Raw genomic sequence first — 24,508 nt, 5'->3', positions numbered from 1 at the left:
GAAGTGGGCGAGTCAGTGCAGACCCTGGCGTACGGATCGTGGCCCTCGCCCGTCGACGCGGCCCTCGCCGCCGCGCACGACGGACGGCCCGACGACGTGGGCCTCGTCGGTGACGAGGTGTGGTGGACCGCGCCCCGGCCCGCCGAGGGCGGGCGGCGCACCCTGGTGCGGCGGCTTCCCGACGGCACCGAGGAGCCGGTGCTGCCCGCGCCGTGGAACGTCCGCAGCCGCGTCATCGAGTACGGCGGCCGGCCCTGGGCCGCACTCACGACGGAGTCCGGGCCGCTGGTGGTCTTCGTGAACTTCGCCGACCAGCGGCTGTACGCCTACCGGCCGGGCGGCGCCGAGCCGCGTCCGCTCACGCCCGTCTCGACGCTGGGCGGCGGGCTGCGGTGGGCGGAGCCGGACGTGCGTGCCGAGCGCGGCGAGGTGTGGTGCGTCCTGGAGGAGTTCACCGGCGACGGGCCCGGCGACGTGCGCCGCGTCCCGGCGGCGGTGCCGCTGGACGGCTCGGCTGCCGACGACCGGGACGCGGTCCGCGAACTCACCGGCGACCGGCACCGCTTCGTCACCGGCCCCCGCCTCTCGCCCGACGGGCGGCGCGCGGCCTGGCTCGCCTGGGACCATCCGCGCATGCCCTGGGACGGCACCGAACTGATCGTCGCGGAGGTCGGCCCGGAGGGCACGTTCCGGGACGCCCGGACGATCGCCGGCGGGCCCGAGGAGTCGATCGCCCAGACGGACTGGGCCCCGGACGGCGCCCTGCTGTACGCCTCCGACCGCACCGGCTGGTGGAACCTCTACCGCGACGGGCAGCCGCTGTGCACCCGCGAGGAGGAGTTCGGCGGGCCGCTGTGGAAGCTCGGGCAGCGCTGGTTCGCGCCGCTGGACAGCGGCCTGATCGCCGTCGTGCACGGCCGGGGAGCCACCGCCCTCGGCATACTCGACCCCGAGACCGGCGAGGTCGTCGACGCGGCGGGCCCCTGGACCGAGTTCGCGGCCACGCTCGCCGCCGACGGCGAGAGGGTCGTGGCCGTCGGGGCGAGCCCGCGCAGCGCCTACGAGGTGGTCGAGCTGGACGCCCGTACCGGCCGGGCCCGGGTCGTCGGCGCTCCGCACGACGACGCCGTGGACCCGGCGTACTACCCCGAACCGCGGATCCGCACGTTCACCGGCCCCGCCGGGCGGGAGATCCACGCCCACCTCCATCCGCCGCACAACCCCGCCTGTCTCGCACCGGACGGCGAGCTGCCGCCGTACGTCATCTGGGCGCACGGAGGGCCCACCAGCCGGTCGCCCCTCGTCCTCGACCTGGAGATCGCCTACTTCACCTCGCGCGGCATCGGCGTCGCGGAGGTCAACTACGGCGGTTCGACCGGGTACGGCCGGGAGTACCGCAACAGGCTGCGCGAGCAGTGGGGCGTCGTCGACGTGGAGGACTGCGCGGCCGTCGCCCTCGCCCTCGCGGACGAGGGCGTCGCCGACCGGGAACGCCTCGCCGTGCGGGGCGGCAGCGCGGGCGGCTGGACGGCCGCCGCCTCGCTGACCGCGACCGACGTCTACGCCTGCGGTACGGTCAGCTACCCCATCCTCGACCTGACCGGCTGGGGCACGGGCGAGACCCACGACTTCGAGTCCCGGTACCTGGAGGGCCTCATCGGCCCGTACGCCGAGGTGCCCGCCCGGTACGTCGAGCGGTCGCCCGCCGCGCACGCCGACCGGATCACCGCACCGTTCCTGCTGCTCCAGGGCCTGGACGACGTGATCTGCCCGCCCGTGCAGTGCGAGCGGTTCCTCGCCCGCATGGAGGGCCGGGGAGTGCCGCACGCGTACCTCACCTTCGAGGGCGAGGGACACGGGTTCCGCCGGGCGGAGACCATGGTGCGTGCCCTGGAGGCCGAACTCTCCCTCTACGCGCAGGTCTTCGGCCTGGATCCGCGCGGCATCCCGACCCTGGAGCTGACCGGATGAGGGAGGGGAGAAAGGTGAGCGAGCTGACCCGGCCGCCCCGGCTCGCCCCCGGCGCCCGGGTGGCCGTCGTCGCGCCCAGCGGCCCCGTGCCCGAGGAGCGGCTGCAGGCGGGCCTGGACGTGCTGCGGGGCTGGGACCTCGACCCGGTCGTGGCACCGCACGTCCTGGACCGGCACCACGCCTTCGACTACCTCGCGGGCACGGACACCGACCGGGCCGCCGACCTCCAGGCCGCGTGGTGCGACCCGTCCGTGGACGCGGTGCTGTGCGCCCGCGGCGGATACGGCGTCCAGCGCATGACCGACCTGCTCGACTGGGAGGCGATGCGCGCGGCCGGACCGAAGGTGCTCGTCGGGTTCAGCGACATCACCGCGCTGCACGAGGCGTTCGCCGCCCGGCTGGGTCTGGTCACGCTGCACGGGCCGATGGCCGCGGGCATCGACTTCCTCAAGAACGCGCGGGCGCAGGAGCACCTGAAGGCCACCCTGTTCGCCCCGGAGACGGTCCGCGTGATCGCCTCCGGCGGCACGCCCATGGTCCCCGGCCGGGCGCGCGGCGTCACCCTCGGCGGCTGCCTCGCCCTGCTCGCCGCCGAACTGGGCACTCCGCACGCCCGCCCCGCCGCGCGCGGCGGACTGCTGTGCCTGGAGGACGTGGGGGAGGAGACGTACCGGCTGGACCGCTACCTCACCCAGCTGCTGCGCGCCGGACTGCTCGACGGGGTCAGCGGTGTGCTGCTCGGTTCGTGGCACGAGTGCGAGCCCTACGAGCGGCTGCGGCCCATGCTGGCCGACCGGCTCGGCGGCCTCGGTGTGCCGGTCGTCGAGGACTTCGGCTTCGGGCACTGCGAGGGTGCGCTGACCGTACCGTTCGGCGTCATGGCGGAGCTCGACGCGGACGCGGGCACCCTGACGCTGGACCGGCCGGCGCTGCGCTGACCACGCCCCGCGCGCGGCGGCACGACGTCGTAGGCTGGCGGAATGCCGCACACCCCGTCCCGCCTCCTCGCCGAGGGCCCCCGCGTGGTCATACGGCACTTCACCTACGAGGACGGCGCCGAGTTCACCGCCCGGGCCCGTCAGAGCAAGGACCTGCACCACCCGTGGCTCTTCCCGCCGGACACCGCCCGGGCGTACGACGCCTACGCGGCGCGGCTGATCGAGGACCCGACCAAGGCCGGGTTCCTGGTGTGCGAGAAGGAAACGGGCGAGCAGGAACCGGGCGAGAAGGAAACAGGCGGGGCGGACGGCGGCGGGGCGGGCGGCGGCTCCATCGCCGGATTCGTCAACATCAACAACATCGTCGAGGGCGGCTTCCGCAGCGGCGCGCTCGGCTACGGCGCCTTCGCGCACGCGGCAGGCCGCGGGCTGATGCGCGAGGGACTGGACCTCGTCGTGCGGTACGCGTTCGGACCGATGCGCCTGCACCGGCTGGAGATCAACGTGCAGCCGGGCAACGCCGCGTCGATCGCGCTGGCCCGCGCCTGCGGCTTCCACCTCGAGGGCTTCTCACCGAGGATGCTCTACATCGACGGGGCCTGGCGCGACCACCAGCGCTGGGCGATCACCGCCGAGACCGTGACTTCCGGTTGATCTTCATCGTGTCCAGGTCCGTCACCGTCGACCGCAGCTCGCGGAACCCGTAACCCAGCCCGCGCAACGTCGTCTCCGCCCGGTCCTCGGCGATCGCACCCGCCATCTCCTCGCCGTCCGCCGCGTCCGACACCACGACGTACCGCATCGAGAAGTGCTTCAGCGGCGAGGGCTCGTACGACAGCGAGCCCTCCTCGGTGAACCGCATGCTCGCCATCCCGTGCTCGCCGGCCTCGGCGAGCAGCCGGGTACGGGCCCGATCGGTCAGGCCCTCCCAGGTGCCCCGGACGATCACCCGGTAGGTGTGCTGCTCACTCACGTGCTGCTCACTCACGTGCCGCTCCTCCGTATCCGCGTCGACCGCCCGACCCTACGCCCGCCGCCCGCACGGCGCCCAGGGAATTCGAACGTGCGCGACGTCGCGCGAACGTGACCGGCGGCCCTCTGTTCAGCGCACCGGCGAACGGCTTCCATGGGGAACCGTGACGACGATCCGACGTGAGGTACTGCGCCTGCCCGCCGCGCCGCTGGGGCCGGACAACCCCCTGCCGCCACTGCGCCCCCTGGACGAGGCCCACCGCATCGACGAACGGGACCGGGCCGGCCTGCCGCGGGACATGGCCCGCCAGGTCGACTACGAGCCCTTGCGCAGCCTGCTGCCCGTGCGGGTCAGAGACGGCTACGACCGGGCGCGCGAGGCACGGGAGACCGACGCCCTCGTCATCGAGAACGACCGGCTGAGGGCCACCGTCCTGCCCGGCCTCGGCGGCCGTATCGCCTCCCTCCACCACAAGCCGACCGACCGCGAACTCCTCTACGTCAACCCCGTGCTCCAGCCCGCCAACTTCGCCCTCAACGGCGCCTGGTTCTCCGGCGGCATCGAGTGGAACATCGGCGCCACCGGTCACACCACCCTGTCCTGCTCGCCCGTGCACGCCGCCCGCGTGCCCGCCCCCGACGGCGGGGAGATGCTGCGCCTGTGGGAGTGGGAGCGGCTGCGCGACCTGCCCTTCCAGGTCGACCTGTGGCTGCCGGACGGCTCGGACTTCCTCCACGTCGGCGTCCGGATCCGCAACCCGCACGAGCGCCCGGTGCCGACGTACTGGTGGTCCAACATCGCCGTGCCGGAGGAGCGGCGCGTCCTCGCCCCGGCCGACGAGGCCTGGCACTTCGGCTACGAGAGGCGACTGCGCCGGGTGCCCGTCCCGTCGTACGACGGGACCGACCGGACGTACCCGCTGAACAGCACGTACGCCGCCGACTACTTCTACGAGGTGCCGGACGGCCGGCGCCGCTGGATCGCCGCACTCGACGCGGACGGGCACGGGCTCGTGCAGACCTCGACCGACGTGCTGCGCGGCCGCAAGCTCTTCGTGTGGGGCACGGGGCCCGGCGGGCGGCGCTGGCAGGAGTGGCTCACCGAGCCCGGCACCGGCGGCTACTGCGAGATCCAGGCCGGGCTCGCCCGCACCCAGCTGGAACACGTCAAGCTGGAAGCGGAGAGCGAGGTGTCCTGGCTGGAGGCCTACGGGCCGCTCGACGCGGCACCCGAGGGCGAGTGGCACACCGTACTGCGCGGGACCGAGGAGCGACTGGAGACGGTCCTGCCGCGCGCCGACGTCGACGCGGCCTACGCGGCGTGGCGGCCGTACGCCGACGCCGAGCCAGGCGAGAGCCTCGCCACCGGGTCCGGCTGGGGCGCGCTCGAAGTGCTGCGCGCGGGCTGGAAACTGCCCGGCACGCCCTTCGGGGAGCACACCCTCGGCGACGAGCAGCGGCCCTGGCTGCACCTGCTGCGCGCCGGGTCCCTGCCCGGACCGGGCGGCCACGAGCCGCCCGGGGTCACACTGGTCTCCCGGCCCTGGCGGGACATGCTGGAGACCACGGCCGCCACCCCGGCCGCCGAGTACCACCTCGGTGTCGCCCAGTGGCACGGCGACGACCGGGCCCAGGCGGTGCGCAGTTGGGAACGGGGCCTGAAGACCGCCGCGGCCGGCTGGCCGCTGCTGCGCTGCCTCGCCGTCGCCGACCAGGAGGACGGCCACCACGAGCGGGCCGCCGACCGGTACGCCGAGGCCTTCGACGGCCTGTGCGGGCAACTGCGGGAAGGGCGGGAGGAGGAGGACGTCCGCGACGCCGAGGAGTGGGTGGCCGTCGCCGCCGCCCTCGGCCGCGAGGCGATCGAGGCGCTGCTCGCCGTCGGGCGGACGGCGGACGCCCGTGCCGTGTGGGAGCGGCTGCGCCCCGCGACACGGGCCCGCGGCCGGTTCCGGCTGACCGAGGCGGAGCTGCTGGCGGCCGAGGGCCGGCGCGAGGAGGCGCGGGCCGTCTTCGACGAGGGCTTCGAGGTCGCCGACCTGCGGGAGGGCGCGGAGAACATCGGCCGGCTGTGGGCCCGGCTCGGCGACGAACCGCTCCCGGCCCGGTACGACTTCCGGATGCGGCCGGACGGGGGGTGACCCCGCCCGGCCCGCCCCTACGCCTGCCGGTCCACGTACTCGTAGATCGTCCCGTCCGGGTGCCGGGCGATCAGGTTGCGGCCGGCGGGCGTCGGGACCGGGCCCGCGATGACGTCCGCGCCCAGCGAGGTCAGGACACGGTGGGTCTCCTCGACGTCGGTCACGGCGATCGTCGCGGTGATCTTGCGCAGCACCTCGAGCTGGGACTCGGGCCCGCTCATCAGCAGGAAGCAGCCGACCGCGGCGGCTTCGACACCGCCGCGTTCGAAGCGGTGGGCGCGACCGCCCGCCAGACCTTCGTAGAAGGGGATCGCCTTGTCCAGGTCGTCGACGTAGATGCGCAGTGTGGCTCCCAGAATGTCCATACGGAGGAGCCTAGTTGGGAGGGGCGGGGCCTCACCCGCGGGTCGGCCCATGGAAGTTCCGCTCGCGGGTACCCGCGACATATGGACCGCATGGATCACTTGGAACACCTGGACAAGCATCTGGTCGACGAACTGGCGCAGGTGGCACGCGAGACCGTGCGCGACGAGCTGCGTGAGCAGACGAGGAAGCAGCGTCGCAAAGCCACGCTGTACGCCGCGTCCGGTGCCGCCGCCCTGTACGCGGGCGCCGCCCTCGCGCTCACCGTGGGCCTGGCCCTCGCCACCGGCCTGCCGGACTGGACCGCCGCGCTGATCACGGCCGTCCTCCTGGGCGTCGCGGCGTACCTGCTGCGCGGTGCGGCCCGGCCGGGGGCCACCCACGGCACGGGGCCGGGCCGCACCCTCGGCGGTGACGCGCCGGGTGTGCCGCCGAGCGGACTCGGCATGCCGTACCCGCCGATGCCACCCGTCGCGCCCGGCGGTGTCGGCGGCGCGACCGGCGCCCCGGGGGCGGGCACGCCCGCACCGGGCGGCACCGGCCCGGCGGCGCCGCGCCGGGACGACATCGACCCCGAGGCCCCGCACGGCCGCGGCTGACCAGCCGCCGCCCACACGGCACGGCGCCCCCCGACAGCGGTGCGGGGGGCGCCGCCCTGCGCCGGTCAGGCGCCCTGCTGGAGCTGCGGCAGCACAGTCGTACGGCAGAGGTCGCAGAGGTCGCAGAGGTCGCAGAAGCCGCGCGGGCCGGGGCCGATCTGGTCGGCGTACACCCGGTCGAAGCCCGTGTCGGCGAACTCCCGCGGCTCCGCGCCGGAGGGAGGGGCCAGGCCCGGGCGCCCGGGCGTCCGGCCGGAAACCGGCGGCGCGGGGCACTGTGCGGGAAATGTGCGGAACTGCGCGGGGTGCCGGGAGGGGCCGCCGCACGGGGCCCGGCGGACGTTTGGGTGCCCTGGCCAGGGGGACGCGGAAGGCTCACGAGGTACGCGACAGCCCGGAGGCGAACCGTGAGCCGACCCCGCATCGTGATCGTCGGTGCCGGCTTCGCCGGGTACCGGACGGCCCGCACCCTGTCCCGGCTCACCCGGCACCAGGCCGACATCACCCTGCTCAACCCGACCGACTACTTCCTCTACCTGCCGCTGCTGCCCCAGGTCGCCGCCGGAATCCTGGAACCGCGCCGGGTCAGCGTGTCCCTGTCGGGCACGCTGCCGCGCGTCCGGCTGGTGCTCGGCGAGGCCGACGGCATCGACCTCGACGGGCACACCGTGCGCTACACCGGCCCGGAGGGCGACCGGGGCACCCTGTCCTTCGACCGGCTGGTGCTCGCCGCGGGCAGCGTCAACAAGCTGCTGCCCATTCCCGGCGTCGCCGAGCACGCCCACGGCTTCCGCGGGCTGCCGGAGGCGCTCTACCTGCGCGACCACGTGACCCGGCAGGTGGAACTGGCCGCCACGGCCGGCGACCGCGCGGAGTGCGCCGCACGGTGCACCTTCGTCGTGGTCGGGGCGGGATACACCGGTACGGAGGTCGCCGCGCACGGCCAGATGTACACCGACGCGCAGGTCCGCAGGCACCCGATGCGCACCGGTATGCGGCCCCGCTGGATGCTGCTGGACGTAGCGCCGCGGGTGCTGCCCGAGATGGACGAACGGCTCTCCCGCACCGCCGAGCGGGTGCTGCGGCAGCGGGGCGTCGACGTCCGGATGGGGATCTCCGTGAAGGAGGCCACACACGACGGGGTCGTGCTGACCGACGGCACGAGCGTCGACACGCGCACGCTGGTGTGGTGCGTGGGCGTGCGGCCCGATCCCCTGGTGGAGTCCCTCGGGCTGCCCATGGAACGCGGCCGGCTGCTCGTCGACCCGCACCTCCAGGTGCCGGGGCGGCCCGAGCTGTTCGCGTGCGGTGACGTCGCCGCGGTGCCCGACCTGAACCAGCCCGGCCAGTACACGCCGATGACCGCACAGCACGCCTGGCGGCACGGCAGGGTCTGCGCCCAGAACGTCGCCGCGTCACTCGGCATCGGCGGCGGGCGGCGGGTCTACCGCCACCGTGACATGGGGTTCGTCGTGGACCTGGGCGGCGCCAAGGCCGCCGCCAACCCGCTCGGCCTCCCGCTGTCCGGCCCGGCGGCGGGCGCGGTCACCCGCGGCTACCACCTCGCGGCGATGCCGGGCAACCGCGTGCGGGTCGCCGCGGACTGGCTGCTCGACGCGGTACTGCCCCGGCAGGCCGTCCAGTTGGGTCTCGTACGGTCCTGGTCCGTCCCCCTGGAGTCGGCGTCGCCGGAGGTGGCGCGGGTGCCGGGGAAGGCGGGGACACGGAAGAAGGAGGGGGCGGCGGACGGGGACGGGCCCGGACCGGGGCGCGGAGACGGGCACGGACCGGGGCGCGGAGACGGCCTCGGCTCTGCGGACGCCCACGGCAGCCCCGGCGACGAACCCGCCAAGAACCAGCCGGGCGACGAGCCAGCCAAGAACCAGCCGGGTGGCGAGCCCGCCAAGAATCAGCCGGGTGGCGAGCCCGCCAAGAACCAGCCGGGTGGCGAGCCCGCGAAGGGCGGGCCGGGCGGTGAACCGGCCAGGAGTCAGCCGGGTGGCGAGCCCGCGAAGGGCGGGCCGAGTGGTGCTCCCGCGAAGGGCCGAGGGGGCGGCGGCCCGGCGAAGGGCCGGACCACTGAACCCGGCGGATCCGCGGCCCCCGGCAAGTCCCGCCCCGCCGGAACGCCCGCCAAGCCTCCGTCCACCGCGGCGCCCGCCAGGCCGCCGTCCGCCAACGCGCCCGCCGAACCACGGCGGCCGGGTGCGGCGCCCGGCAGACCCCGGCACGGCGCCGGTGCGGCGCCCACCCCCGCCCGTTCCGCCGGCGCGCCCGACGACCCCGGCCCCGAACCCCCGGCGAACCAGCCGCCCCCCGGACCCGACATCGCCCCCGGCCCCGTCAAGCGTTCCGACGGCCGTGCCGCGGAAGGAGACTCATGAACACCGGTGAACTCGTCGACCTCGGACAGCAGCTGCGCGTCGACAGCGTACGGACGTCCGCCGCCGCGGGCTCCGGACACCCGACGTCCTCGATGTCCGCCGCGGACCTGATGGCCGTACTCCTGGCCAACCACCTCCGCTACGACTTCGAGCGCCCCGCCCACCCCGGCAACGACCGCTTCGTCCTCTCGAAGGGACACGCCTCACCCCTCCTCTACTCCGCCTACAAGGCGGCCGGCGCCATCGACGACGAGGAACTGCTCACCTTCCGCAAGCTGGGCAGCCGCCTGGAGGGGCATCCCACGCCGCAGCGGCTGCCGTGGGTCGAGACGGCCACCGGTTCGCTCGGCCAGGGCCTGCCCGTCGGTGTCGGCATCGCGCTGTCCGGCAAGCGGCTGGACCACGCCGACTACCGGGTGTGGGTGCTGTGCGGCGACAGCGAGATGGCCGAGGGGTCGGTGTGGGAGGCGGCCGAGCACGCCGGGTACGAGAACCTCGACAACCTGACCGTGATCGTCGACGTCAACCGGCTCGGCCAGCGAGGTCAGACCCGGCACGGCCACGACCTCGACGCGTACGCGCGCCGTTTCCGGGCCTTCGACTGGCACACGATCGAGATCGACGGCCACGACGTGGACGCCATCGACCGCGCCTACGGCGAGGCCCTGTCCACCAAGGGCCAGCCCACCGCGATCATCGCCCGCACCCTCAAGGGCAAGGGGGTGAAGGCGGTGGAGGACCGCGAGGGTCAGCACGGCAAGCCGCTGCCCGAGGCCGAGGAGGCCATCGCCGAGCTCGGCGGCCCGCGCGACCTCACGGTCCGGGTACAGGAACCGCCGTCCGCACGGGCACTGCACTCGGCCGGCACCGGCCAGACCGAGCTGCCCCGCTACGACAAGGGCGACGAGGTCGCCACCCGCAACGCCTTCGGAGAGGCGCTCGCCGCGCTCGGCACCGCCCGCGGTGACGTCGTCGCCCTCGACGGCGAGGTCGGCGACTCCACGCGCGCCGAGTTCTTCGCCAAGGAACACCCGGAGCGCTACTTCGAGTGCTACATCGCCGAGCAGCAGATGGTCGCCACCGCGGTGGGGATGGCGGCGCGCGGCTGGGTGCCGTTCGCCACCACCTTCGCCGCCTTCCTGACCCGCGCCCACGACTTCGTGCGCATGGCCTCGGTCAGCGGCTCCGGCATCAACCTCGTCGGCTCCCACGCGGGCGTCGCCATCGGCCAGGACGGGCCCAGCCAGATGGGCCTGGAGGACCTCGCGATGATGCGGGCCGTCCACGGCTCGACCGTGCTGTATCCGTGCGACGCCAACCAGACCGCCCGGCTCGTCGCCGAGATGGCCGGCCTGGAGGGCATCCGCTACCTGCGTACCTCGCGCGGCGAGAGCAAGGTGATCTACAGCCCCGACGAGGAGTTCCCCGTCGGCGGCAGCAAGGTGCTGCGCTCCTCCGACCGCGACCGGCTGACCGTCGTCGCGGCCGGTGTCACCCTGCACGAGGCACTCGCCGCGGCCGACGCCCTCGGCCGGGACGGCATCCCGGTCCGGGTCATCGACCTGTACTCGGTCAAGCCCGTCGATCTGGCCACCCTGCGCGAGGCCGCCGAGGACACCGAATGCCTGCTGACCGTGGAGGACCACCGACAGGAGGGCGGTATCGGCGACGCCGTCGTCGACGCGTTCTGCGACGGCCGGCCCGTGCCCCGTCTGGTCCGGCTCGCCGTCGGGACGATGCCGGGCTCCGCGACCCCGGCCGAGGAACTGCACGCCGCGGGGATCGACGCCGAGTCCATCGAGGCGGCCGTACGGATGCTGGTGGAGCAGGCGATCATCCCGTGAGCGGTGACGCCGTACGGACCGTCCGGGCCGGCCGGCGCACGGTGGAGGTCCATCGGCCGGACAAGGTGCTGTTCCCCAAGGGGGACGGCGGCGCGAAGGAGGAGTACACCAAAGGCGACCTCGTCGACTACTACCGTGCCGTCGCCCCTTTCATGCTGCCCCACCTGCGGGGCCGCCCGCTGATGCTGGAGCGGCATCCGGACGGCGTCGACGGACCGCGGTTCATGCAGAAGAACACTCCGGCGCACTACCCGGAGTGGATCAGCCGCGTCGACGTGGCCAAGGAGGGCGGCACCGTCTGCCACACCGTCTGCGACGACACCGCGACCCTCCTCTACCTCGCCGACCAGGCCGCCCTCACCCTGCACCGCTGGCTGTCCCGGGCCGGGAAGGCCGACTGGCCGGACCGGATGGTCTTCGACCTCGACCCGGCCGGTGACGACTTCGAGGCGGTACGGGAGGCGGCCCGGCTGCTGGGCGAGCTGCTCGACGAGCTGAGACTGCCCTCGGCGCTCATGACCACCGGGTCCCGGGGGCTGCACGTCGTCATACCACTGACCACCCGTCAGGACTTCGACGACGTGCGTGAGTTCGCCCGGACCGTCGCCGATGTCCTGGCGGCGTCCCACCCCGACCGGCTCACCACCGCCGCCCGCAAGAAGGACCGGGGCGACCGGCTCTACCTCGACATCCAGCGCAACGCCTACGCGCAGACCGCCGTGGTCCCCTTCACCGTCCGCGCCCGGCCCGGCGCACCCGTGGCCGTCCCCATCTCCTGGGACCAGCTGGACGACCCCGCCCTGCACGCCCGCCGCTGGACGATCGCGGACGCCGTCGGCCAGGCCCGCACCCGGCCCTGGGCCGGGATCATGAGCCACGCCCGGGCCCTGGGACCCGCCCGCCGGCGGTTGAACGCCCTGCGCGGCTGAGCAGGCCCCGGCAGGCACGGGGGGGCGTGGAGTGGGCGGGTGGCACATGCGTGCGCCCGTAAAGGTTTGGCGAACACACTTGCGGCCACACGGAGGGGGAGGTGGCCATGTCGAACACGAACAACACGTCCGAATCACAAGGCTCACAACAGAGTTCACAGAAATCACAGAAGACACAGAAGGCCCAGGACTCACAGGAGCCGCGTCGGCCACGGCCGATGGAAGTTCTGCGCGAGGCGCGAGCCCAGCTCGCGGAGCTCACCGGCATGACCGCGGAGTCCGTGTCGTCCTTCGAGCAGACGGAGGAGGGCTGGTCGCTCGAGGTCGAGGTTCTCGAACTCGAGCGGGTGCCCGAAACGATGAGCCTGATGGCGAGCTACCAGGTGGAGCTCGACGCCGAGGGGCAGCTCACGGGCTACCGGCGCGTCAGGCGCTACGAGCGCGGTCGGGCCGACGCGCGCGGCGGCCGCTAGGCCGCCCGGCCGCACCGTCCGAACGCACCCACACCCGCAAACACCACCCACAGAACACGGCACCAACAAACAGCGCACCCAACACCCCCACACCCCCACAACCCCACCCCCCCACAAACACCCCCCACAAAACATCCCCCACAAACAAGATGGAGGAACAGCAGGCATGACTGTCGTACCGGCACAACAGACCGGCGGTGGAGGCGGCAGCAGCGGCCTTTACGACGTGCTTGAGCTTGTTCTGGACAGGGGGCTCGTCATCGACGCATTCGTGCGCGTCTCCCTGGTCGGCATCGAGATTCTGAAGATCGACGTCCGTGTCGTCGTCGCCAGCGTGGACACCTATCTGCGCTTCGCCGAGGCATGCAACCGGCTCGACCTGGAGGCCGGGCCGCGCAAGGCCCCGGGCCTGCCCGACCTGGTCGGTGAGATGACCGAGTCCGGCGCCCGCGGCAAGTCCAAGGGGGCGCTGTCCGGCGCCGCCGAGACCATCTCCGACGCGTTCAAGCAGGCCCGTGACGAGGGCGGCTCCGAGCGCGAGACCGCATCGCGTCCGCGCGCCCGCAAGGCCGCGCCCTCGCGCCGGAAGGAGGAGCAGGAGTGAGTACGTACGTCTACGGCATCACCGCCGGTTCGCATCCCGGGCTCCCCGAGGGCATCCGTGGCGTCGGCGATCCGCCGAGCGAGGTGCGGCTCCTGAAGGAGGGCGGGCTGGCGGCCGTCGTCAGCGACGCGCCCGAGGGACTGCGCCCCAAGCGCAGGGAACTGCTCGCCCACCAGAACGTACTGAGCGAGGTCGGCGCGGCCGGGTGCGTGCTGCCCATGCGCTTCGGCAGCGTCGCCCCGGACGACAAGTCGGTCACCGGGGTGCTCGCCGAGCGGGCCGAGCACTACAGGGAGCGCCTGGAGGCGCTGGACGGCCGGGTCGAGTACAACATCAAGGCCAACCACGTCGAAGAGGCCGTCCTGCACCACGTCATGGCCGAGAACGCGGAGATCCGCGCCCTCGCGGAGTCCAACCGGCGTTCGGGTGGTGGCAGTTACGAGAGCAAGATCCAGCTCGGTGAGATGGTCGCGGCCGCGGTCAAGGGCAAGGAGGCCGAGGACGCCACCGCGCTGGAGCGCGCCCTGGAGCCGGCCGCCGACGCTGTGAGCGTGGGCCCCGAGTCCACCGGCTGGCTGGCCAACGTGTCGTTCCTGGTGAACCGGGAGTCGGCCGAGGAGTTCCTGGCCGCCGTCGAGCAGGCCCGCGACCGGATGCCGCACCTGGAGGTGCGCGTGAACGGCCCGCTGCCGCCGTACAGCTTCGTCGAGCCCGGTCCCGCGGAGCCCGCGGGCACGGCGGCCGGCGGGATGGACACCGGAACGGGATGAGGACATGGGACTGATCTCGGAGGTCCTGCTGCTGCCGTTCGCCCCGGTGCGCGGCAGCGCATGGGCCATCAGACAGGTGATGAACGAGGCCGAGCGGATCTACTACGACCCCGCCACGGTCCGGGCCGAGCTGGCACGTCTGGAGGAGCAGTTGGAGGCCGGCGAGATCTCCGAGGAGGAGTTCGACCGACAGGAGGACGGGCTTCTGGACCGGCTGGAGATCGCTACGCGCACGAGCGCGGGATTGGGCAACGGGACGGCACCATGAATCGAGCGGGACTGGGCCTCGCGGTAGGGGCCGGCTATCTGCTGGGACGGACGAGGAAACTGAAACTCGCGGTCGCCGTGGGCACCATGGTGGCCGGCAAGAAGCTGAACCTGACCCCGAAGGGCATCGCGGAACTGGTCTCCACGCAGGTGCAGAACAACCCCCAGTTCAAGGAGATCGGGGACCAGCTGCGCACGGACCTGCGGGGCGTGGGCAAGGCGGCGTCGGGCGCCATGGTCGAGCGGCAGATCGACGCGCTCGCCGACCGCCTGCACGGACGTACCGCCCAGGTGCGCGACCAGCTCTCCGGTGTGACGTCACAGGTGCCGGTCGCCGGATCCGACGACTCCCGCGACTCCGAGGCCTCGGAGGACTCGGAGGACGCCGAGTACGACGACGAGCGGGACGAGCGGGCGGGCCGGCGCGAGTCGCGCGAGCGGGCCGCGAAGAAGGCACCGGCCGAGGCACGCAAGGCGGCCAGGAAGGCACCCGCGCCAGCGAAGAAGGCCGTGGCGAAACGGGCGCAGCCGGCCAGGAAGGCAGCCGACAAGAAGGCAGCCGACAAGAAGGCAGTCGGCAAGAAGGCGGCGGCCGGGGCCAGGAGCGCCGCCCGCGGTGCCGGGGCCCGGCAGTCGAAGGGCGGTGGGGAGCGATGACCGACACCCTCGGTTCCGCGGCCTCCACGGCAGGCAAGGCCGCGAAGAAGAACCCGATCGCCGACGCGGCGCGGAGCGAGGCGGCCGACCGCCTCAAGGCGGAGGTCCAGGACTACCTCGCCGCCCAGGTCACACGGCTGCTGACCGGCGTCGGCACCAAGCTCGGCGAGACCACCGGCAAGCTGAACGACATCGCCGAGGGCAAGAGCCCCGGTTTCGCCAAGCTGGCCCTCGATGGCGGCCGCAAGCTCGCCGAGGGCAAGAGCCCGGTGCGGGCCGCGTTCGAGGTCGGCGCCGGCAAGGTGAAGGACAACGTGGTCGGCGCCGTCAAGAACCTCGGCGGCGGCAAGGGCAGGAAGAAGGGCGGCGGCGGCCAGAAGCCGACCGTCATCATCGAGTACGTCGACGTCGGCGTACCGCTGCGCACGGCCTACGACCAGTGGACCCAGTACCAGGACTTCAGCACCTTCGCGAAGGGCGTGAAGAGCGCGAACCGCGCCGACGACACGTCGTCCGACTGGCAGCTGAAGGTCTTCTGGTCCAACCGCAGCTGGAAGGCGAAGACCACCGAGCAGGTGCCGGACGACCGGATCTCCTGGACGTCGGAGGGCGCCAAGGGCACGACCAAGGGCGTCGTCAGCTTCCACCGGCTCGCCGACAACCTCACCCGCGTGATCCTGGTCATCGAGTACTACCCCAAGGGTCTGTTCGAGAAGACCGGCAACATCTGGCGTGCCCAGGGCCGCCGGGCCCGCCTCGACCTGAAGAACTACGTCCGCCACATCACCCTCAAGGGCGAGGCGGACGACGGCTGGCGCGGCGAGATCCGCGACGGCGAGGTCGTCCGCAGCCACGAGGACGCCCTCGCGCGGGAGCAGGAGGGCGAGGAGCCGCCCGAGACGGAGGCGGAGACCGGCTACGAGGAGGAACCCGAGGGCGAGTACGACGGAGAGTCCGAGCCCGAGCCCGAGGGCGAATACGAAGGCGAGTACGAGGAAGAGGCGGAGCCCGGGCCCGAGGACGAGTACGAGGAGGACAAGGAAACCGGAGAGGACGAGTACGAGGACGAGTACGAGGACGGGGACGAGGAAGAGGACGGGTACGCGTCCCGTGACGCGTACGACGATCACGAGGACGACGATCAAGCGGAAGCCGATCGCGGGAGCCGTCGATGACCACACCCAGCCGGCTGCCCGATCCCTATGGCCAGGGACAGAGCGCCAACCTCGCCGACATCCTGGAGCGGGTGCTCGACAAGGGAGTCGTGATCGCGGGCGACATCCGGATCAACCTGCTCGACATAGAGCTGCTCACCATCAAGCTGCGGCTCGTCGTCGCCTCCGTCGACAAGGCCAAGGAAATGGGCATCGACTGGTGGGAGAGCGACCCCGCTCTCTCCTCCCGCGCTCGGCGCGACGAACTGACCCGGGAGAACGCCGAGTTGCGTGAACGTCTGCGCGAGCTGGACCCGGGTCGCGTACCGAGGGAGGCACCGTGACCGGACTGCGGTACGTCTACGCCGTCTGCCGTCCCTTCGGCGCGGCCCTGCAGGCCCAGCTGACCGGGGTGGCGGGCGACCCGCCCCGGCTGCTGGCCCACCGCGACCTGGTCGCCGTGGTCAGCCATGTGCCGGAGGCCGACTTCTGCGAGGAGGCGCTGCGCGCCCACCTGGAGGACCTCGACTGGCTGGCCGGGACGGCCCGCGCCCACCAGCAGGTCATCGACGCGCTCACCGCCGTCACCACCCCGCTGCCGCTCCGGCTGGCCACCGTCTTCCGGGACGACAGCGGCGTACGCGTGATGATGGAGGAGCGGGAGGACGCCTTCCGGCGCACGCTCGACCGGCTGGACGGACGCGTGGAATGGGGCGTCAAGGTGTACGTCGAGGCGGAGCCCGAGCAGACCGCCACAGCGGCGGAGCCCGCCTCCAAGCCCGCCTCGGGCCGGGACTACCTGCGGCAGCGGCGCATGCGGACCCGGGCGAACGACGCCCTGTGGGCCAGCGCCGAGGAGTTCGCGACGCGCCTGCACGAAACGCTGACGTCCCGGGCCGACGACGCGCGGCTGCACGCGCCGCAGAATCCCGGCCTCTCCGGCGCCGCCGGACGGAACGTACTCAACGCGGCCTATTTGGTGCGGCGCGACGTCTCCGAGGAATTCGTGGAAATGGTGGACCGGACAAAGGACGAGGCCCCCGGAATTCGCGTGGAACTCACCGGACCGTGGGCAGCGTATTCATTCGCCGGGGAGGAGACCTCCGGCGGGGCAGGGACGGGGGAGGGATCATGACCGTCGTCGAACGCCGTGAGATCGCCCTCGTCGACCTGCTCGACCGGCTCCTGGCGGGCGGCGTCGTCATCACCGGCGACGTCACGCTGCGCATCGCGGACGTCGACCTGGTCCGCATCGACCTGAACGCGCTGATCAGCTCGGTCAACCGCGATGTTCCGTCGCCGTTCGGGGATTGACGTGAGTGAACACACCGAGCCCCGCAAGCGCCTCGACCTCGAGCCGGACACGGTCGAGCGCGACCTGATCAAGCTGGTGCTGACCGTCGTCGAGCTGCTGCGCCAGCTCATGGAGCGCCAGGCGCTGCGCCGCGTCGACGAGGGCGACCTGAGCGAGGAGCAGGAGGAGCGGATCGGGCTGACCCTGATGCTCCTCGACGACCGCATGACCGAACTGCGCGACCGCTACGGACTGCGGCCCGAGGACCTGAACCTGGACCTCGGGCCGCTGGGACCGCTGCTGCCCCGGGAATGAGCCTCCCGGAGCCGGGAAGGCCGCTGCCCCGGGAGTCGGTCTCCCGGGGCAGCGGCTTCATCACGCGTCGTTCACCACCTGTACCAGCGGCCCCTGCCGCCGCCGGCCGTCGTCCCGCGGGCCAGGAAACCCAGCAGCCACAGGACCAGGACTGCCAAGGCAATCCACCAGAGAATCTTCACGGCGAATCCCGCGCCGAAAAGAACAATCGCGAGAAGCAGTACGAGCAGAAGCGGAACCATAATGTCTAACCTCCTGTCGTACTGGTTTCCCGTAATCCACCGATCAGGCGTGGGTCAGGCTTCCTTTCGGCACAGAATTTCCCCGTGCAGGACGCTGAACCAGCCCTCCGGCCGCTCTCCCCACTCCCGCCAGGCCGCCGAGACGGCCCGCAGCTGCTCGGCCGTCGCAGGCCGCCCTCGGTGGCCAGTCCGGCGTACGCCGACGCCACGGTGCGGTCCGCCCACAGACCGCTCCACCACTCCCGCTCCCGCGGTGTGGCGAAGGTCCAGGTGGCGGAGGTCGCTGTGATGTCCGTGAACCCCGCCTCGAGCGCCCAGGCCTTCAGCCGGCGTCCGGCGTCCGGCTCGCCGCCGTTGGCGCGGGCCACCCGGCGGTACAGGTCCAGCCAGTCGTCCATGCCCGGGGACGCGGGGTACCAGGTCATGGCGCCGTAGTCCGAGTCACGGACGGCGATGATCCCGTCGGGCCTCGCGACCCGCCTCATCTCGCGCAGGGCCCGCACCGGGTCACCCACGTGCTGGAGCACCTGGTGGGCGTGGACGACGCAGAACGTGTCGTCCGGGAAGTCCAGCGCGTGCACGTCCGCCACCGCGAAGGCGGTGTTGGCGAGCCCGCGGTCGGCCGCCGTGGCCCGGGCCCGTTCGACGATCTCCGGCGCCAGGTCCACGCCGGTGACGTGTCCGTCCGGGACCAGTTCCGCCAGGTCCGCGGTGATGGTGCCCGGACCGCAGCCGATGTCCAGGATCCGCATGTGGGGCTCGAGCGAGCCGAGCAGGTAGGCGGCCGAGTTGGCGGCGGTGCGCCAGGTGTGCGAGCGGAGCACGGACTCGTGGTGCCCGTGCGTGTAGACGGCGGTCTCCCGCGGTTCCGGCATGGTGGGTCCCCTCTACCGACGATGCGGTCACCGTACGCGCACCGGCCGAATGATGAGACCCGTGTGTCAGTATACGGACTGACGGGTTGTCAGGAGAGCAGTCCGGTACCGGGCAGCGGACGGTAGACCGTGAGCGCCTCCGGCAGCTTCTCCAGTGCCAGATCGCCCTCCGTCTCGGTCAGTTCGCCGTCGTACGCCATCAGCGTCCCCGGCGCGACCCCGTTCAGGCGCAGCCGGTGCACCTGCACCGCCGCGTGCGCGGGGGAGCGGGTCAGCGGGCCCGCGAGGGCCGCGGACAGCAGCCGCAGGGCCGGCCGGCGACCGCCGTGCACCACCCGCACGTCGAGCTGCCCGTCCGCCAGGTCGAGGCGGCGGCCGGAGGCGAGGCCCCGGCGGTGGTACGTGCCGTTGCCGGCGAACAGCATCCACAGCGGGCGCCGGCGGCCCCGTACCTCCGCCTCCAGCGGGTGCCGGTCGGCGCGCAGCACCCGTACGGCCGCGAGCACCCCGGCCGGCCAGCCGCCGATCCGGGGCGACCAGTGCTCCCGCTCGTTGACCAGCTCCGGGTACACCCCGAGGCTGAAGGTGTTCAGGAAGATGCCGTGCCGCCCGCCGGAGGCGAACCGGCCGACGTCCACGCGTACCCCCTCGCCCCGCTCCAGCGCCCGGCACAGATCCCGTACGTCCTCCACCCCGAGGTCGTAGGCGAAGTGGTTGAGCGTGCCGCCGGGCAGCACGGCCAGCGGCAGCCCGTGGCGCAGGGCGGTCTCGGCGGCGGCGTTCACGGTGCCGTCGCCGCCGCACACGCCGAGCACCCGGGCGTGGTCCGCCGCCTTCTCCAGCTCCGCGCGGATGTCGCCCGGTTCGCACTCCACCACCTCCGCGTCGGGCAGCGCGTCGCACAGCGCCCGAACCCGGTCCGAGGTGCCCGAGCCGATGTTGGCCACCATCACGAGACCCTCACCGCCGGGCAGCGCCGGCACGTCGGCACGCGGCCGGGCCGGCGGGGTGAGCTGGGCGCGCGTCGGGACCATGCCCCGTACGGCGAACGCGGCCCCCGCCCCGAGGGCCGCACCCGCCAGCACGTCACTCGGGAAGTGGACGCCGGTGTAGACGCGGGAGAGGACGACCGCGGCGGCCACCGGGGCGACCGCCGCGCCCCACGCCGGGGACTCCAGCGCGACACCGGTCGCGAACGCGGCGGCCGACGCGGCGTGCCCGGACGGGAAGGACGTCGTGATCGGCTGCCGCTTCAGTTGCCGCACCAGTGGCACCGGGTCCAGCACGGGACGGGGGCGGCGGACCGAGCGCTTGCCGAGCGTGTTGATCGCCAGCGAGGCCAGGCTCAGCGAGGCGAGGCCCCGGGCGGCGGCGCGGCGGGCCCTCGGGGTGCGGGTCGCGGCCAGCGCGGCGCCCGCCGCGAACCACAGCACACCATGGTTGGCGCTGCGGCTCAGGCGGGGCAGCAGGGGGTCGGCGCCGGGCCAGGTACGGGCGGCGACGGCCTCGAACAGGCGCTGGTCCAGCCGCAGCAGGCGGTTGCGGACCGGATGCGGACCGGACGTCGGGGCGGTGAGGTCTACGTCGGGGCTCATGGCTCCCGCCTACCCTGCGGACGGCGTTTCCTGCGGGTGGCGCGCCCCACGTACCGCCGCCCCGGGCCGCGGCGGCGGAAATGGGTTTGCCCGGGACGTGCCGCGAGCCGCAGAATCCGGTCCCATGGGTCATCTCGAAGCCGCGCACCTGGAGTACTACCTCCCCGACGGGAGGGCGCTGCTCGGCGACGCCTCCTTCCGGGTGGGGGAGGGGGCCGTCGTGGCCCTCGTCGGACCCAACGGGGCGGGCAAGACCACCCTGCTGCGCCTGCTGTCCGGGGAGCTCAAACCGCACGGCGGGACCGTCACCGTCGGCGGCGGCCTCGGGGTGATGCGCCAGTTCGTGGGCTCCGTCCGGGACGAGACGACCGTGCGCGACCTGCTCGTGTCCGTGGCGCCGCCCCGCATCCGCGAGGCCGCGCGCGCCGTCGACGCCGCCGAACACGGGATCATGACGGTCGACGACGAGGCCGCCCAGATGCGCTACGCCCAGGCGCTCGCCGACTGGGCCGAGGCCCAGGGCTACGAGGCCGAGACGCTGTGGGACATCTGCACCACGGCCGCGCTCGGGGTGCCGTACGAGAAGGCCCAGTGGCGGCAGGTGAGCACCCTGTCCGGCGGCGAGCAGAAACGCCTCGTCCTGGAGGCGCTGCTGCGCGGCACCGACGAGGTGCTGCTGCTCGACGAGCCGGACAACTACCTCGACGTACCCGGCAAGCGCTGGCTGGAGGAGCGGCTGAAGGAGACCCGCAAGACGGTCCTCTTCGTCTCCCACGACCGGGAACTGCTCGCCCGCGCCGCCGAGAAGATCGTCTCCCTGGAACCGGGCCCCGCGGGTGCCGACGCCTGGGTGCACGGCGGCGGCTTCGCCACCTTCCACGAGGCCCGGCGCGAACGCTTCGCCCGCTTCGAGGAACTGCGCCGCCGCTGGGACGAGAAGCACGCACAGCTGAAGAAGCTCGTGCTGACGCTCCGTCAGGCCGCCGGGGTGAGCGACGACATGGCCTCCCGCTACCGAGCCGCCCAGACCCGGCTGCGCAAGTTCGAGGAGGCGGGCCCGCCGCCCGAGCCGCCGCGCGAGCAGGACATCAGGATGCGCCTGAAGGGCGGCCGCACCGGCGTACGCGCCGTCACCTGCGAGCAGCTGGAACTCACCGGCCTGATGAAACCCTTCGACCTGGAGGTCTTCTACGGCGAACGGGTCGCCGTCCTCGGCTCCAACGGCTCCGGCAAGTCGCACTTCCTGCGGCTGCTCGCCGGCGGCGACGTGGCCCACGGCGGGAACTGGAAACTCGGGGCGCGCGTGGTGCCGGGACACTTCGCGCAGACCCACGCCCACCCCGAACTGGTGGGCCGGGCGCTCCTGGACATCCTGTGGACCGAACACTCCCAGGACCGGGGCGCCGCCATGTCCAGGCTGCGCCGCTACGAGCTGACCCAGCAGGCCGAGCAGACCTTCGACCGGCTCTCCGGAGGCCAGCAGGCCCGCTTCCAGATCCTCCTGCTGGAACTCCAGGGCGTCACCGCCCTGCTGCTCGACGAGCCGACCGACAACCTCGACCTGGAATCGGCCGAAGCCCTCCAGGAAGGCATGGAGGGCTTCGAGGGCACGGTCCTCGCGGTCACCCACGACCGCTGGTTCGCCCGATCCTTCGACCGGTACCTCGTCTTCGGCAGCGACGGACGCGTCCGCGAGACGCCGGAGCCGGTCTGGGACGAACGGCGGGTGGAGCGGGCCCGCTGACGCGGGCGGTCACGGGCGGTCACGGGCGGTCGCGGGCGGTCGCGGGCGGTCGCGGAAGTCACTTCCAGCGCAGCAGCGCCCCCAGACCGCCCACCGGTGCCTTGTCCGCGGCCTCGGACGGCAGGGCCGCCGTCACGGAGATCGCCGGGGCGCCGGTCATCACCGCCGAGCGCAGCAGGGCGTCGTCCGCGCGGGCCGACCAGGAGTTCTGCTCGCCGAGCGTCTTCAGCTCCGTACGGCGCACCGCCAACTGGTCGGCGTCCTCGCCGATCCACACCTCGCGGTGGGTGTCGGGGCCGTCCGGGATGATCAGCAGCTCGTCGATGCGGTGCTCCCGGGCGGCCTCGACCAGCGCGGGCACCCCCTCCGCGGCACCGGCCCGGCCCTGGCCGTCCGGTGACCGGGCCGCCAGGAAGCGGTCCAGGTCCTCCCGGGCGCGCGAGCGTACGTGGTCGTCGCGCAGCCGCTCCACCTCGTCGTCCAGGAGCCTGCTGCCGGCACCGCGCGAGGCCTCGGCGATCCGTTCCTGCAGCCGCTTCGGCAGCCGCTCGTGCACGGACCGCCGCTCCCGGTCGTCCCCCACCAGGATCAGCAGGTCGGCGCCGGTCTCCTCCTGGCACACGGCGAGCGCGTCCGCGATCTCCGCCGCGTTGTGCTCCCAGGTGTTCTCCACCCGCAGCTGGAAGTGGCGCTCCGACCAGTCGACGCTGCTGGTGCGGTGCACCGGCCACTGCCGGCCGGTCACGCCGCCCGCGTCCGAGCTGCCCAGCGCGCTGCGCAGTTCGAAGTCGGCGCCCTTGCGGTCGATGTAGGCCACCACGCACACCGGGTCCTCGCCGGCCAGCTCCAGCAGCGGTGCGACGTGCGGCAGCGGCGCCCAGTCGGCGGTGGTCCCGCCGTACGGGGGCCGGGCCAGCGGCGGATCGAGGACCACCCGCCCGGCACACGCGAACAGGGCCCGCCCGTGCGGGTCGGTGGCGTGGCGCAGCCCCTCCACCGCCTCCTTCACGGCCCGGCAGGTCGCGTCGTCCGCGCCCTGCTCCGCGAGCTCCCGGGCCACCGCGGCGGCCGTCAGCTCACGTTCGTGGGCGGTGTCCTCCGCGTTCCGGGAGAGATCGACGTATACGGAGGCCCAGGGCCCCTGATGTTCGTAGAGGGGGTGCAGAAACGCGAGATCCATGGCTCCCTCCCGGGTGCCGCTCGGGGGTGGTGTTGCTTCCGGGGCGGGTACCCGGACCGCATGAACGAACACGACACGCGGGACGACACCATGACCGGAGTGGACCCGGGCCGCCTGGACGACCAACAGCTCATGAAGGAGCTGGAGACCATCCACCGCACACGTCACGACACCCTGCTGTACGGGTCGAACGACGCGCTGCGGTCCCACAACGACCGCATGGCCCAGTTGGAGGGCGAGTGGCTGCGCCGAAACCCCCGGCGCCCGGTCGCCGCGGGCCGCACCCGCGAGGGCGCCCGGGAACGGGGCTGCGGGGAGGCCACCACCCCCGGCGGCTGAGTAGGCGGCTGAGTACCGGCCGTACCGCCGCCCGGCTGGCGCGAGGGCCGTCCGGCCCCGGCGGGCGCGAGGCCCGGCCGCTCGGACGTCGGCGGGCGCCTCGGACGTCGGCGGGCACGAGGCCTGGCACTCAGCCCCGGGCGGGCAAGAGACTCGGCCCTGAGCCTCACGCTGAGACTCGGCGGCCCTCGAACCCGGGCAGCAGCGGACCCGGCCCGCCGGCGCGATCGGGGCGCACCGGCGGGCCGGGCCCGGCGTGAGGCTCTCGCCCCGGCCTGCGGCCGTCCGCTCCTCAGCCGTCCGCCTTGCCGAACTCGGCGAGGAAGGTCTCGCAGAACGCCTCGAGATCGTCCGGCTTGCGGCTGGTGACCAGGACGTTGTCGCCGTGGTCGCAGACCTTCACCTGTTCGTCGACCCAGGTGGCGCCCGCGTTGCGGAGATCGGTCCGCAGGCTGGGCCACGAGGTCATGACCCGGCCGCGTACGACGTCCGCCTCGACGAGCGTCCACGGGGCGTGGCAGATGGCGGCCACCGGCCGGCCCTGCTCGAAGAACTCCTTGACGAAAGCCACGGCCTTCCCGTCCATTCGCAGGAAGTCCGGGTTGGCCACGCCGCCGGGCAGGACCAGCCCGCCGAACGAGTCGGCCGACGTGTCGCCCACCACCTCGTCCACGGGGAACGTGTCCGCCTTGTCGAGGTGGTCGAAGCCCTGGACCTCGCCGGACTGCGTGGAGACGAGCACGGGTTCGTGGCCCGCCTCCTGTGCCGCCCGCCACGGCTCGGTCAGCTCGACCTGCTCCACGCCCTCGGGCGCGGTCAGAAATGCGATGCGCATGTGGTCGGATTCCTTTCCTGGCG

The 24,508-nt window shown here is 73.3% G+C and carries 26 protein-coding genes and 1 pseudogene; 20 read left to right on the top strand and 7 right to left on the bottom strand.

The window, feature by feature from the left end; all coding sequences use genetic code 11:
• The first annotated feature begins 3 nt into the window (after positions 1–3).
• The 3 genes from ACP4J0_RS05725 to ACP4J0_RS05715 are packed head-to-tail and all read left to right on the top strand — an operon-like array spanning position 4 to position 3,563.
• Positions 4–1,971, top strand: a complete 1,968-nt coding sequence (locus ACP4J0_RS05725; protein ID WP_426597487.1) for a prolyl oligopeptidase family serine peptidase — start codon at positions 4–6, stop codon at positions 1,969–1,971.
• A gap of 14 nt (positions 1,972–1,985) precedes the next feature.
• Positions 1,986–2,909 carry a S66 peptidase family protein gene (locus ACP4J0_RS05720; RefSeq protein ID WP_426597486.1) on the top strand — a complete coding sequence of 308 codons (924 nt, stop codon included), beginning with the start codon at positions 1,986–1,988 and terminating at the stop codon, positions 2,907–2,909.
• Between the two features lie 42 nt (positions 2,910–2,951).
• Positions 2,952–3,563 (top strand): GNAT family N-acetyltransferase, encoded by a 612-nt coding sequence (locus ACP4J0_RS05715; protein ID WP_426597485.1) that lies wholly within the window; start codon positions 2,952–2,954, stop codon positions 3,561–3,563.
• Here the strand turns inward: ACP4J0_RS05715 and ACP4J0_RS05710 are convergent.
• Positions 3,535–3,882, bottom strand: coding sequence for a DUF6204 family protein (locus ACP4J0_RS05710; protein WP_426597529.1), 348 nt, complete (start codon positions 3,880–3,882; stop codon positions 3,535–3,537). The genes ACP4J0_RS05715 and ACP4J0_RS05710 overlap by 29 nt on opposite strands.
• A gap of 163 nt (positions 3,883–4,045) precedes the next feature.
• Between ACP4J0_RS05710 and ACP4J0_RS05705 the strand changes: the two genes are divergently transcribed.
• Positions 4,046–6,022 (top strand): DUF5107 domain-containing protein, encoded by a 1,977-nt coding sequence (locus ACP4J0_RS05705; protein WP_426597484.1) that lies wholly within the window; start codon positions 4,046–4,048, stop codon positions 6,020–6,022.
• A gap of 17 nt (positions 6,023–6,039) precedes the next feature.
• On the opposite strand, the gene ACP4J0_RS05700 is transcribed toward ACP4J0_RS05705, so the two are convergent.
• The gene (locus ACP4J0_RS05700; protein ID WP_426517732.1) at positions 6,040–6,387 is read right to left on the bottom strand and encodes a VOC family protein; all 348 of its coding nucleotides are present in this window, start codon (positions 6,385–6,387) and stop codon (positions 6,040–6,042) included.
• An 81-nt stretch (positions 6,388–6,468) separates the two neighbouring features.
• On the opposite strand from ACP4J0_RS05700, the gene ACP4J0_RS05695 reads away from it, so the two are divergent.
• From ACP4J0_RS05695 to ACP4J0_RS05630, 14 genes are all read left to right on the top strand, one after another.
• Entirely contained in the window at positions 6,469–6,984 is a 516-nt protein-coding gene (locus tag ACP4J0_RS05695; protein ID WP_426597483.1) for a phage holin family protein, read from the top strand.
• A gap of 407 nt (positions 6,985–7,391) precedes the next feature.
• A complete protein-coding gene (locus ACP4J0_RS05690; RefSeq protein WP_426597482.1) occupies positions 7,392–9,368 on the top strand; it encodes an FAD-dependent oxidoreductase in 1,977 nt (658 codons plus the stop codon).
• The gene (locus ACP4J0_RS05685) at positions 9,365–11,212 is read left to right on the top strand and encodes a transketolase (protein WP_426597481.1); all 1,848 of its coding nucleotides are present in this window, start codon (positions 9,365–9,367) and stop codon (positions 11,210–11,212) included. The genes ACP4J0_RS05690 and ACP4J0_RS05685 overlap by 4 nt, the downstream gene beginning before the upstream one ends.
• Positions 11,209–12,141, top strand: a complete 933-nt coding sequence (gene ligD, locus ACP4J0_RS05680; protein ID WP_426597480.1) for a non-homologous end-joining DNA ligase — start codon at positions 11,209–11,211, stop codon at positions 12,139–12,141. The genes ACP4J0_RS05685 and ligD overlap by 4 nt, the downstream gene beginning before the upstream one ends.
• A 107-nt stretch (positions 12,142–12,248) precedes the next feature.
• Positions 12,249–12,614 carry a gas vesicle protein gene (locus tag ACP4J0_RS05675; protein ID WP_426597479.1) on the top strand — a complete coding sequence of 122 codons (366 nt, stop codon included), beginning with the start codon at positions 12,249–12,251 and terminating at the stop codon, positions 12,612–12,614.
• Positions 12,615–12,780: 166 nt separating this feature from the next.
• A complete protein-coding gene (locus ACP4J0_RS05670; RefSeq protein WP_426597478.1) occupies positions 12,781–13,218 on the top strand; it encodes a gas vesicle structural protein GvpA in 438 nt (145 codons plus the stop codon).
• Entirely contained in the window at positions 13,215–13,988 is a 774-nt protein-coding gene (locus ACP4J0_RS05665) for a GvpL/GvpF family gas vesicle protein (RefSeq protein WP_426597477.1), read from the top strand. The genes ACP4J0_RS05670 and ACP4J0_RS05665 overlap by 4 nt, the downstream gene beginning before the upstream one ends.
• 4 nt (positions 13,989–13,992) lie before the next feature.
• Positions 13,993–14,256 (top strand): gas vesicle protein GvpG, encoded by a 264-nt coding sequence (locus ACP4J0_RS05660; protein WP_426597476.1) that lies wholly within the window; start codon positions 13,993–13,995, stop codon positions 14,254–14,256.
• On the top strand, positions 14,253–14,912 hold the full coding sequence (locus tag ACP4J0_RS05655; protein WP_426597475.1) for a DNA primase: 660 nt from the start codon (positions 14,253–14,255) through the stop codon (positions 14,910–14,912). The genes ACP4J0_RS05660 and ACP4J0_RS05655 overlap by 4 nt, the downstream gene beginning before the upstream one ends.
• Positions 14,909–16,087, top strand: a complete 1,179-nt coding sequence (locus tag ACP4J0_RS05650; protein WP_426597474.1) for an SRPBCC family protein — start codon at positions 14,909–14,911, stop codon at positions 16,085–16,087. Before ACP4J0_RS05655 ends, ACP4J0_RS05650 begins: the two co-directional genes overlap by 4 nt.
• Positions 16,084–16,410, top strand: coding sequence for a gas vesicle protein (locus ACP4J0_RS05645; protein WP_055419336.1), 327 nt, complete (start codon positions 16,084–16,086; stop codon positions 16,408–16,410). Before ACP4J0_RS05650 ends, ACP4J0_RS05645 begins: the two co-directional genes overlap by 4 nt.
• Positions 16,407–17,201, top strand: a complete 795-nt coding sequence (locus ACP4J0_RS05640) for a GvpL/GvpF family gas vesicle protein (RefSeq protein WP_426597473.1) — start codon at positions 16,407–16,409, stop codon at positions 17,199–17,201. Before ACP4J0_RS05645 ends, ACP4J0_RS05640 begins: the two co-directional genes overlap by 4 nt.
• Positions 17,198–17,380 (top strand): gas vesicle protein, encoded by a 183-nt coding sequence (locus tag ACP4J0_RS05635; protein ID WP_055419334.1) that lies wholly within the window; start codon positions 17,198–17,200, stop codon positions 17,378–17,380. The genes ACP4J0_RS05640 and ACP4J0_RS05635 overlap by 4 nt, the downstream gene beginning before the upstream one ends.
• 1 nt (position 17,381) lies before the next feature.
• Complete coding sequence (locus ACP4J0_RS05630; protein ID WP_426517707.1) at positions 17,382–17,675, top strand: gas vesicle protein K; 294 nt, start codon at positions 17,382–17,384, stop codon at positions 17,673–17,675.
• Between the two features lie 71 nt (positions 17,676–17,746).
• Here ACP4J0_RS05630 and ACP4J0_RS05625 read toward each other — a convergent pair whose 3' ends face one another.
• The 3 genes and pseudogenes from ACP4J0_RS05625 to ACP4J0_RS05615 all read right to left on the bottom strand — a co-directional run bounded on the left by ACP4J0_RS05625 (position 17,747) and on the right by ACP4J0_RS05615 (position 20,387).
• Entirely contained in the window at positions 17,747–17,917 is a 171-nt protein-coding gene (locus ACP4J0_RS05625; protein WP_426517705.1) for a hydrophobic protein, read from the bottom strand.
• 54 nt (positions 17,918–17,971) lie between these two features.
• Positions 17,972–18,792 (bottom strand): annotated as a pseudogene (locus ACP4J0_RS05620) (class I SAM-dependent methyltransferase).
• Positions 18,793–18,881: 89 nt separating this feature from the next.
• Positions 18,882–20,387, bottom strand: coding sequence for a bifunctional phosphatase PAP2/diacylglycerol kinase family protein (locus ACP4J0_RS05615; RefSeq protein WP_426597472.1), 1,506 nt, complete (start codon positions 20,385–20,387; stop codon positions 18,882–18,884).
• A gap of 124 nt (positions 20,388–20,511) precedes the next feature.
• Here ACP4J0_RS05615 and ACP4J0_RS05610 point away from each other — a divergent pair, with 124 nt between their 5' ends.
• Positions 20,512–22,131, top strand: coding sequence for an ATP-binding cassette domain-containing protein (locus ACP4J0_RS05610; RefSeq protein ID WP_426597471.1), 1,620 nt, complete (start codon positions 20,512–20,514; stop codon positions 22,129–22,131).
• Positions 22,132–22,189: 58 nt separating this feature from the next.
• On the opposite strand, the gene ACP4J0_RS05605 is transcribed toward ACP4J0_RS05610, so the two are convergent.
• Complete coding sequence (locus tag ACP4J0_RS05605) at positions 22,190–23,311, bottom strand: Vms1/Ankzf1 family peptidyl-tRNA hydrolase (protein WP_426597470.1); 1,122 nt, start codon at positions 23,309–23,311, stop codon at positions 22,190–22,192.
• Positions 23,312–23,371: 60 nt separating this feature from the next.
• On the opposite strand from ACP4J0_RS05605, the gene ACP4J0_RS05600 reads away from it, so the two are divergent.
• Entirely contained in the window at positions 23,372–23,650 is a 279-nt protein-coding gene (locus tag ACP4J0_RS05600; protein WP_426517695.1) for a DUF6158 family protein, read from the top strand.
• A 292-nt stretch (positions 23,651–23,942) separates the two neighbouring features.
• Here the strand turns inward: ACP4J0_RS05600 and ACP4J0_RS05595 are convergent, their stop codons facing one another.
• Positions 23,943–24,485 (bottom strand): type 1 glutamine amidotransferase domain-containing protein, encoded by a 543-nt coding sequence (locus tag ACP4J0_RS05595; protein WP_426597469.1) that lies wholly within the window; start codon positions 24,483–24,485, stop codon positions 23,943–23,945.
• Positions 24,486–24,508: the final 23 nt, after the last annotated feature.

This window comes from Streptomyces sp. WG7, from assembly GCF_049975785.1.
GTDB lineage: Bacteria > Actinomycetota > Actinomycetes > Streptomycetales > Streptomycetaceae > Streptomyces.
This window is presented reverse-complemented; position numbering and strand designations above follow the sequence as displayed.

Bases quoted from the DNA above. Each gene is read 5' to 3' on its own strand.
- ACP4J0_RS05715 (WP_426597485.1), top strand. From the start codon at position 2,952: ATGCCGCACACCCCGTCCCGCCTCCTCGCCGAGGGCCCCCGCGTGGTC.
- ACP4J0_RS05700 (WP_426517732.1), bottom strand. From the start codon at position 6,387: ATGGACATTCTGGGAGCCACACTGCGCATCTACGTCGACGACCTGGAC.
- ACP4J0_RS05695 (WP_426597483.1), top strand. From the start codon at position 6,469: ATGGACCGCATGGATCACTTGGAACACCTGGACAAGCATCTGGTCGAC.
- ACP4J0_RS05685 (WP_426597481.1), top strand. From the start codon at position 9,365: ATGAACACCGGTGAACTCGTCGACCTCGGACAGCAGCTGCGCGTCGAC.
- ACP4J0_RS05675 (WP_426597479.1), top strand. From the start codon at position 12,249: ATGTCGAACACGAACAACACGTCCGAATCACAAGGCTCACAACAGAGT.
- ACP4J0_RS05670 (WP_426597478.1), top strand. From the start codon at position 12,781: ATGACTGTCGTACCGGCACAACAGACCGGCGGTGGAGGCGGCAGCAGC.
- ACP4J0_RS05660 (WP_426597476.1), top strand. From the start codon at position 13,993: ATGGGACTGATCTCGGAGGTCCTGCTGCTGCCGTTCGCCCCGGTGCGC.
- ACP4J0_RS05655 (WP_426597475.1), top strand. From the start codon at position 14,253: ATGAATCGAGCGGGACTGGGCCTCGCGGTAGGGGCCGGCTATCTGCTG.
- ACP4J0_RS05650 (WP_426597474.1), top strand. From the start codon at position 14,909: ATGACCGACACCCTCGGTTCCGCGGCCTCCACGGCAGGCAAGGCCGCG.
- ACP4J0_RS05645 (WP_055419336.1), top strand. From the start codon at position 16,084: ATGACCACACCCAGCCGGCTGCCCGATCCCTATGGCCAGGGACAGAGC.
- ACP4J0_RS05635 (WP_055419334.1), top strand. From the start codon at position 17,198: ATGACCGTCGTCGAACGCCGTGAGATCGCCCTCGTCGACCTGCTCGAC.
- ACP4J0_RS05625 (WP_426517705.1), bottom strand. From the start codon at position 17,917: ATGGTTCCGCTTCTGCTCGTACTGCTTCTCGCGATTGTTCTTTTCGGC.
- ACP4J0_RS05615 (WP_426597472.1), bottom strand. From the start codon at position 20,387: ATGAGCCCCGACGTAGACCTCACCGCCCCGACGTCCGGTCCGCATCCG.
- ACP4J0_RS05610 (WP_426597471.1), top strand. From the start codon at position 20,512: ATGGGTCATCTCGAAGCCGCGCACCTGGAGTACTACCTCCCCGACGGG.
- ACP4J0_RS05605 (WP_426597470.1), bottom strand. From the start codon at position 23,311: ATGGATCTCGCGTTTCTGCACCCCCTCTACGAACATCAGGGGCCCTGG.
- ACP4J0_RS05600 (WP_426517695.1), top strand. From the start codon at position 23,372: ATGAACGAACACGACACGCGGGACGACACCATGACCGGAGTGGACCCG.
- ACP4J0_RS05595 (WP_426597469.1), bottom strand. From the start codon at position 24,485: ATGCGCATCGCATTTCTGACCGCGCCCGAGGGCGTGGAGCAGGTCGAG.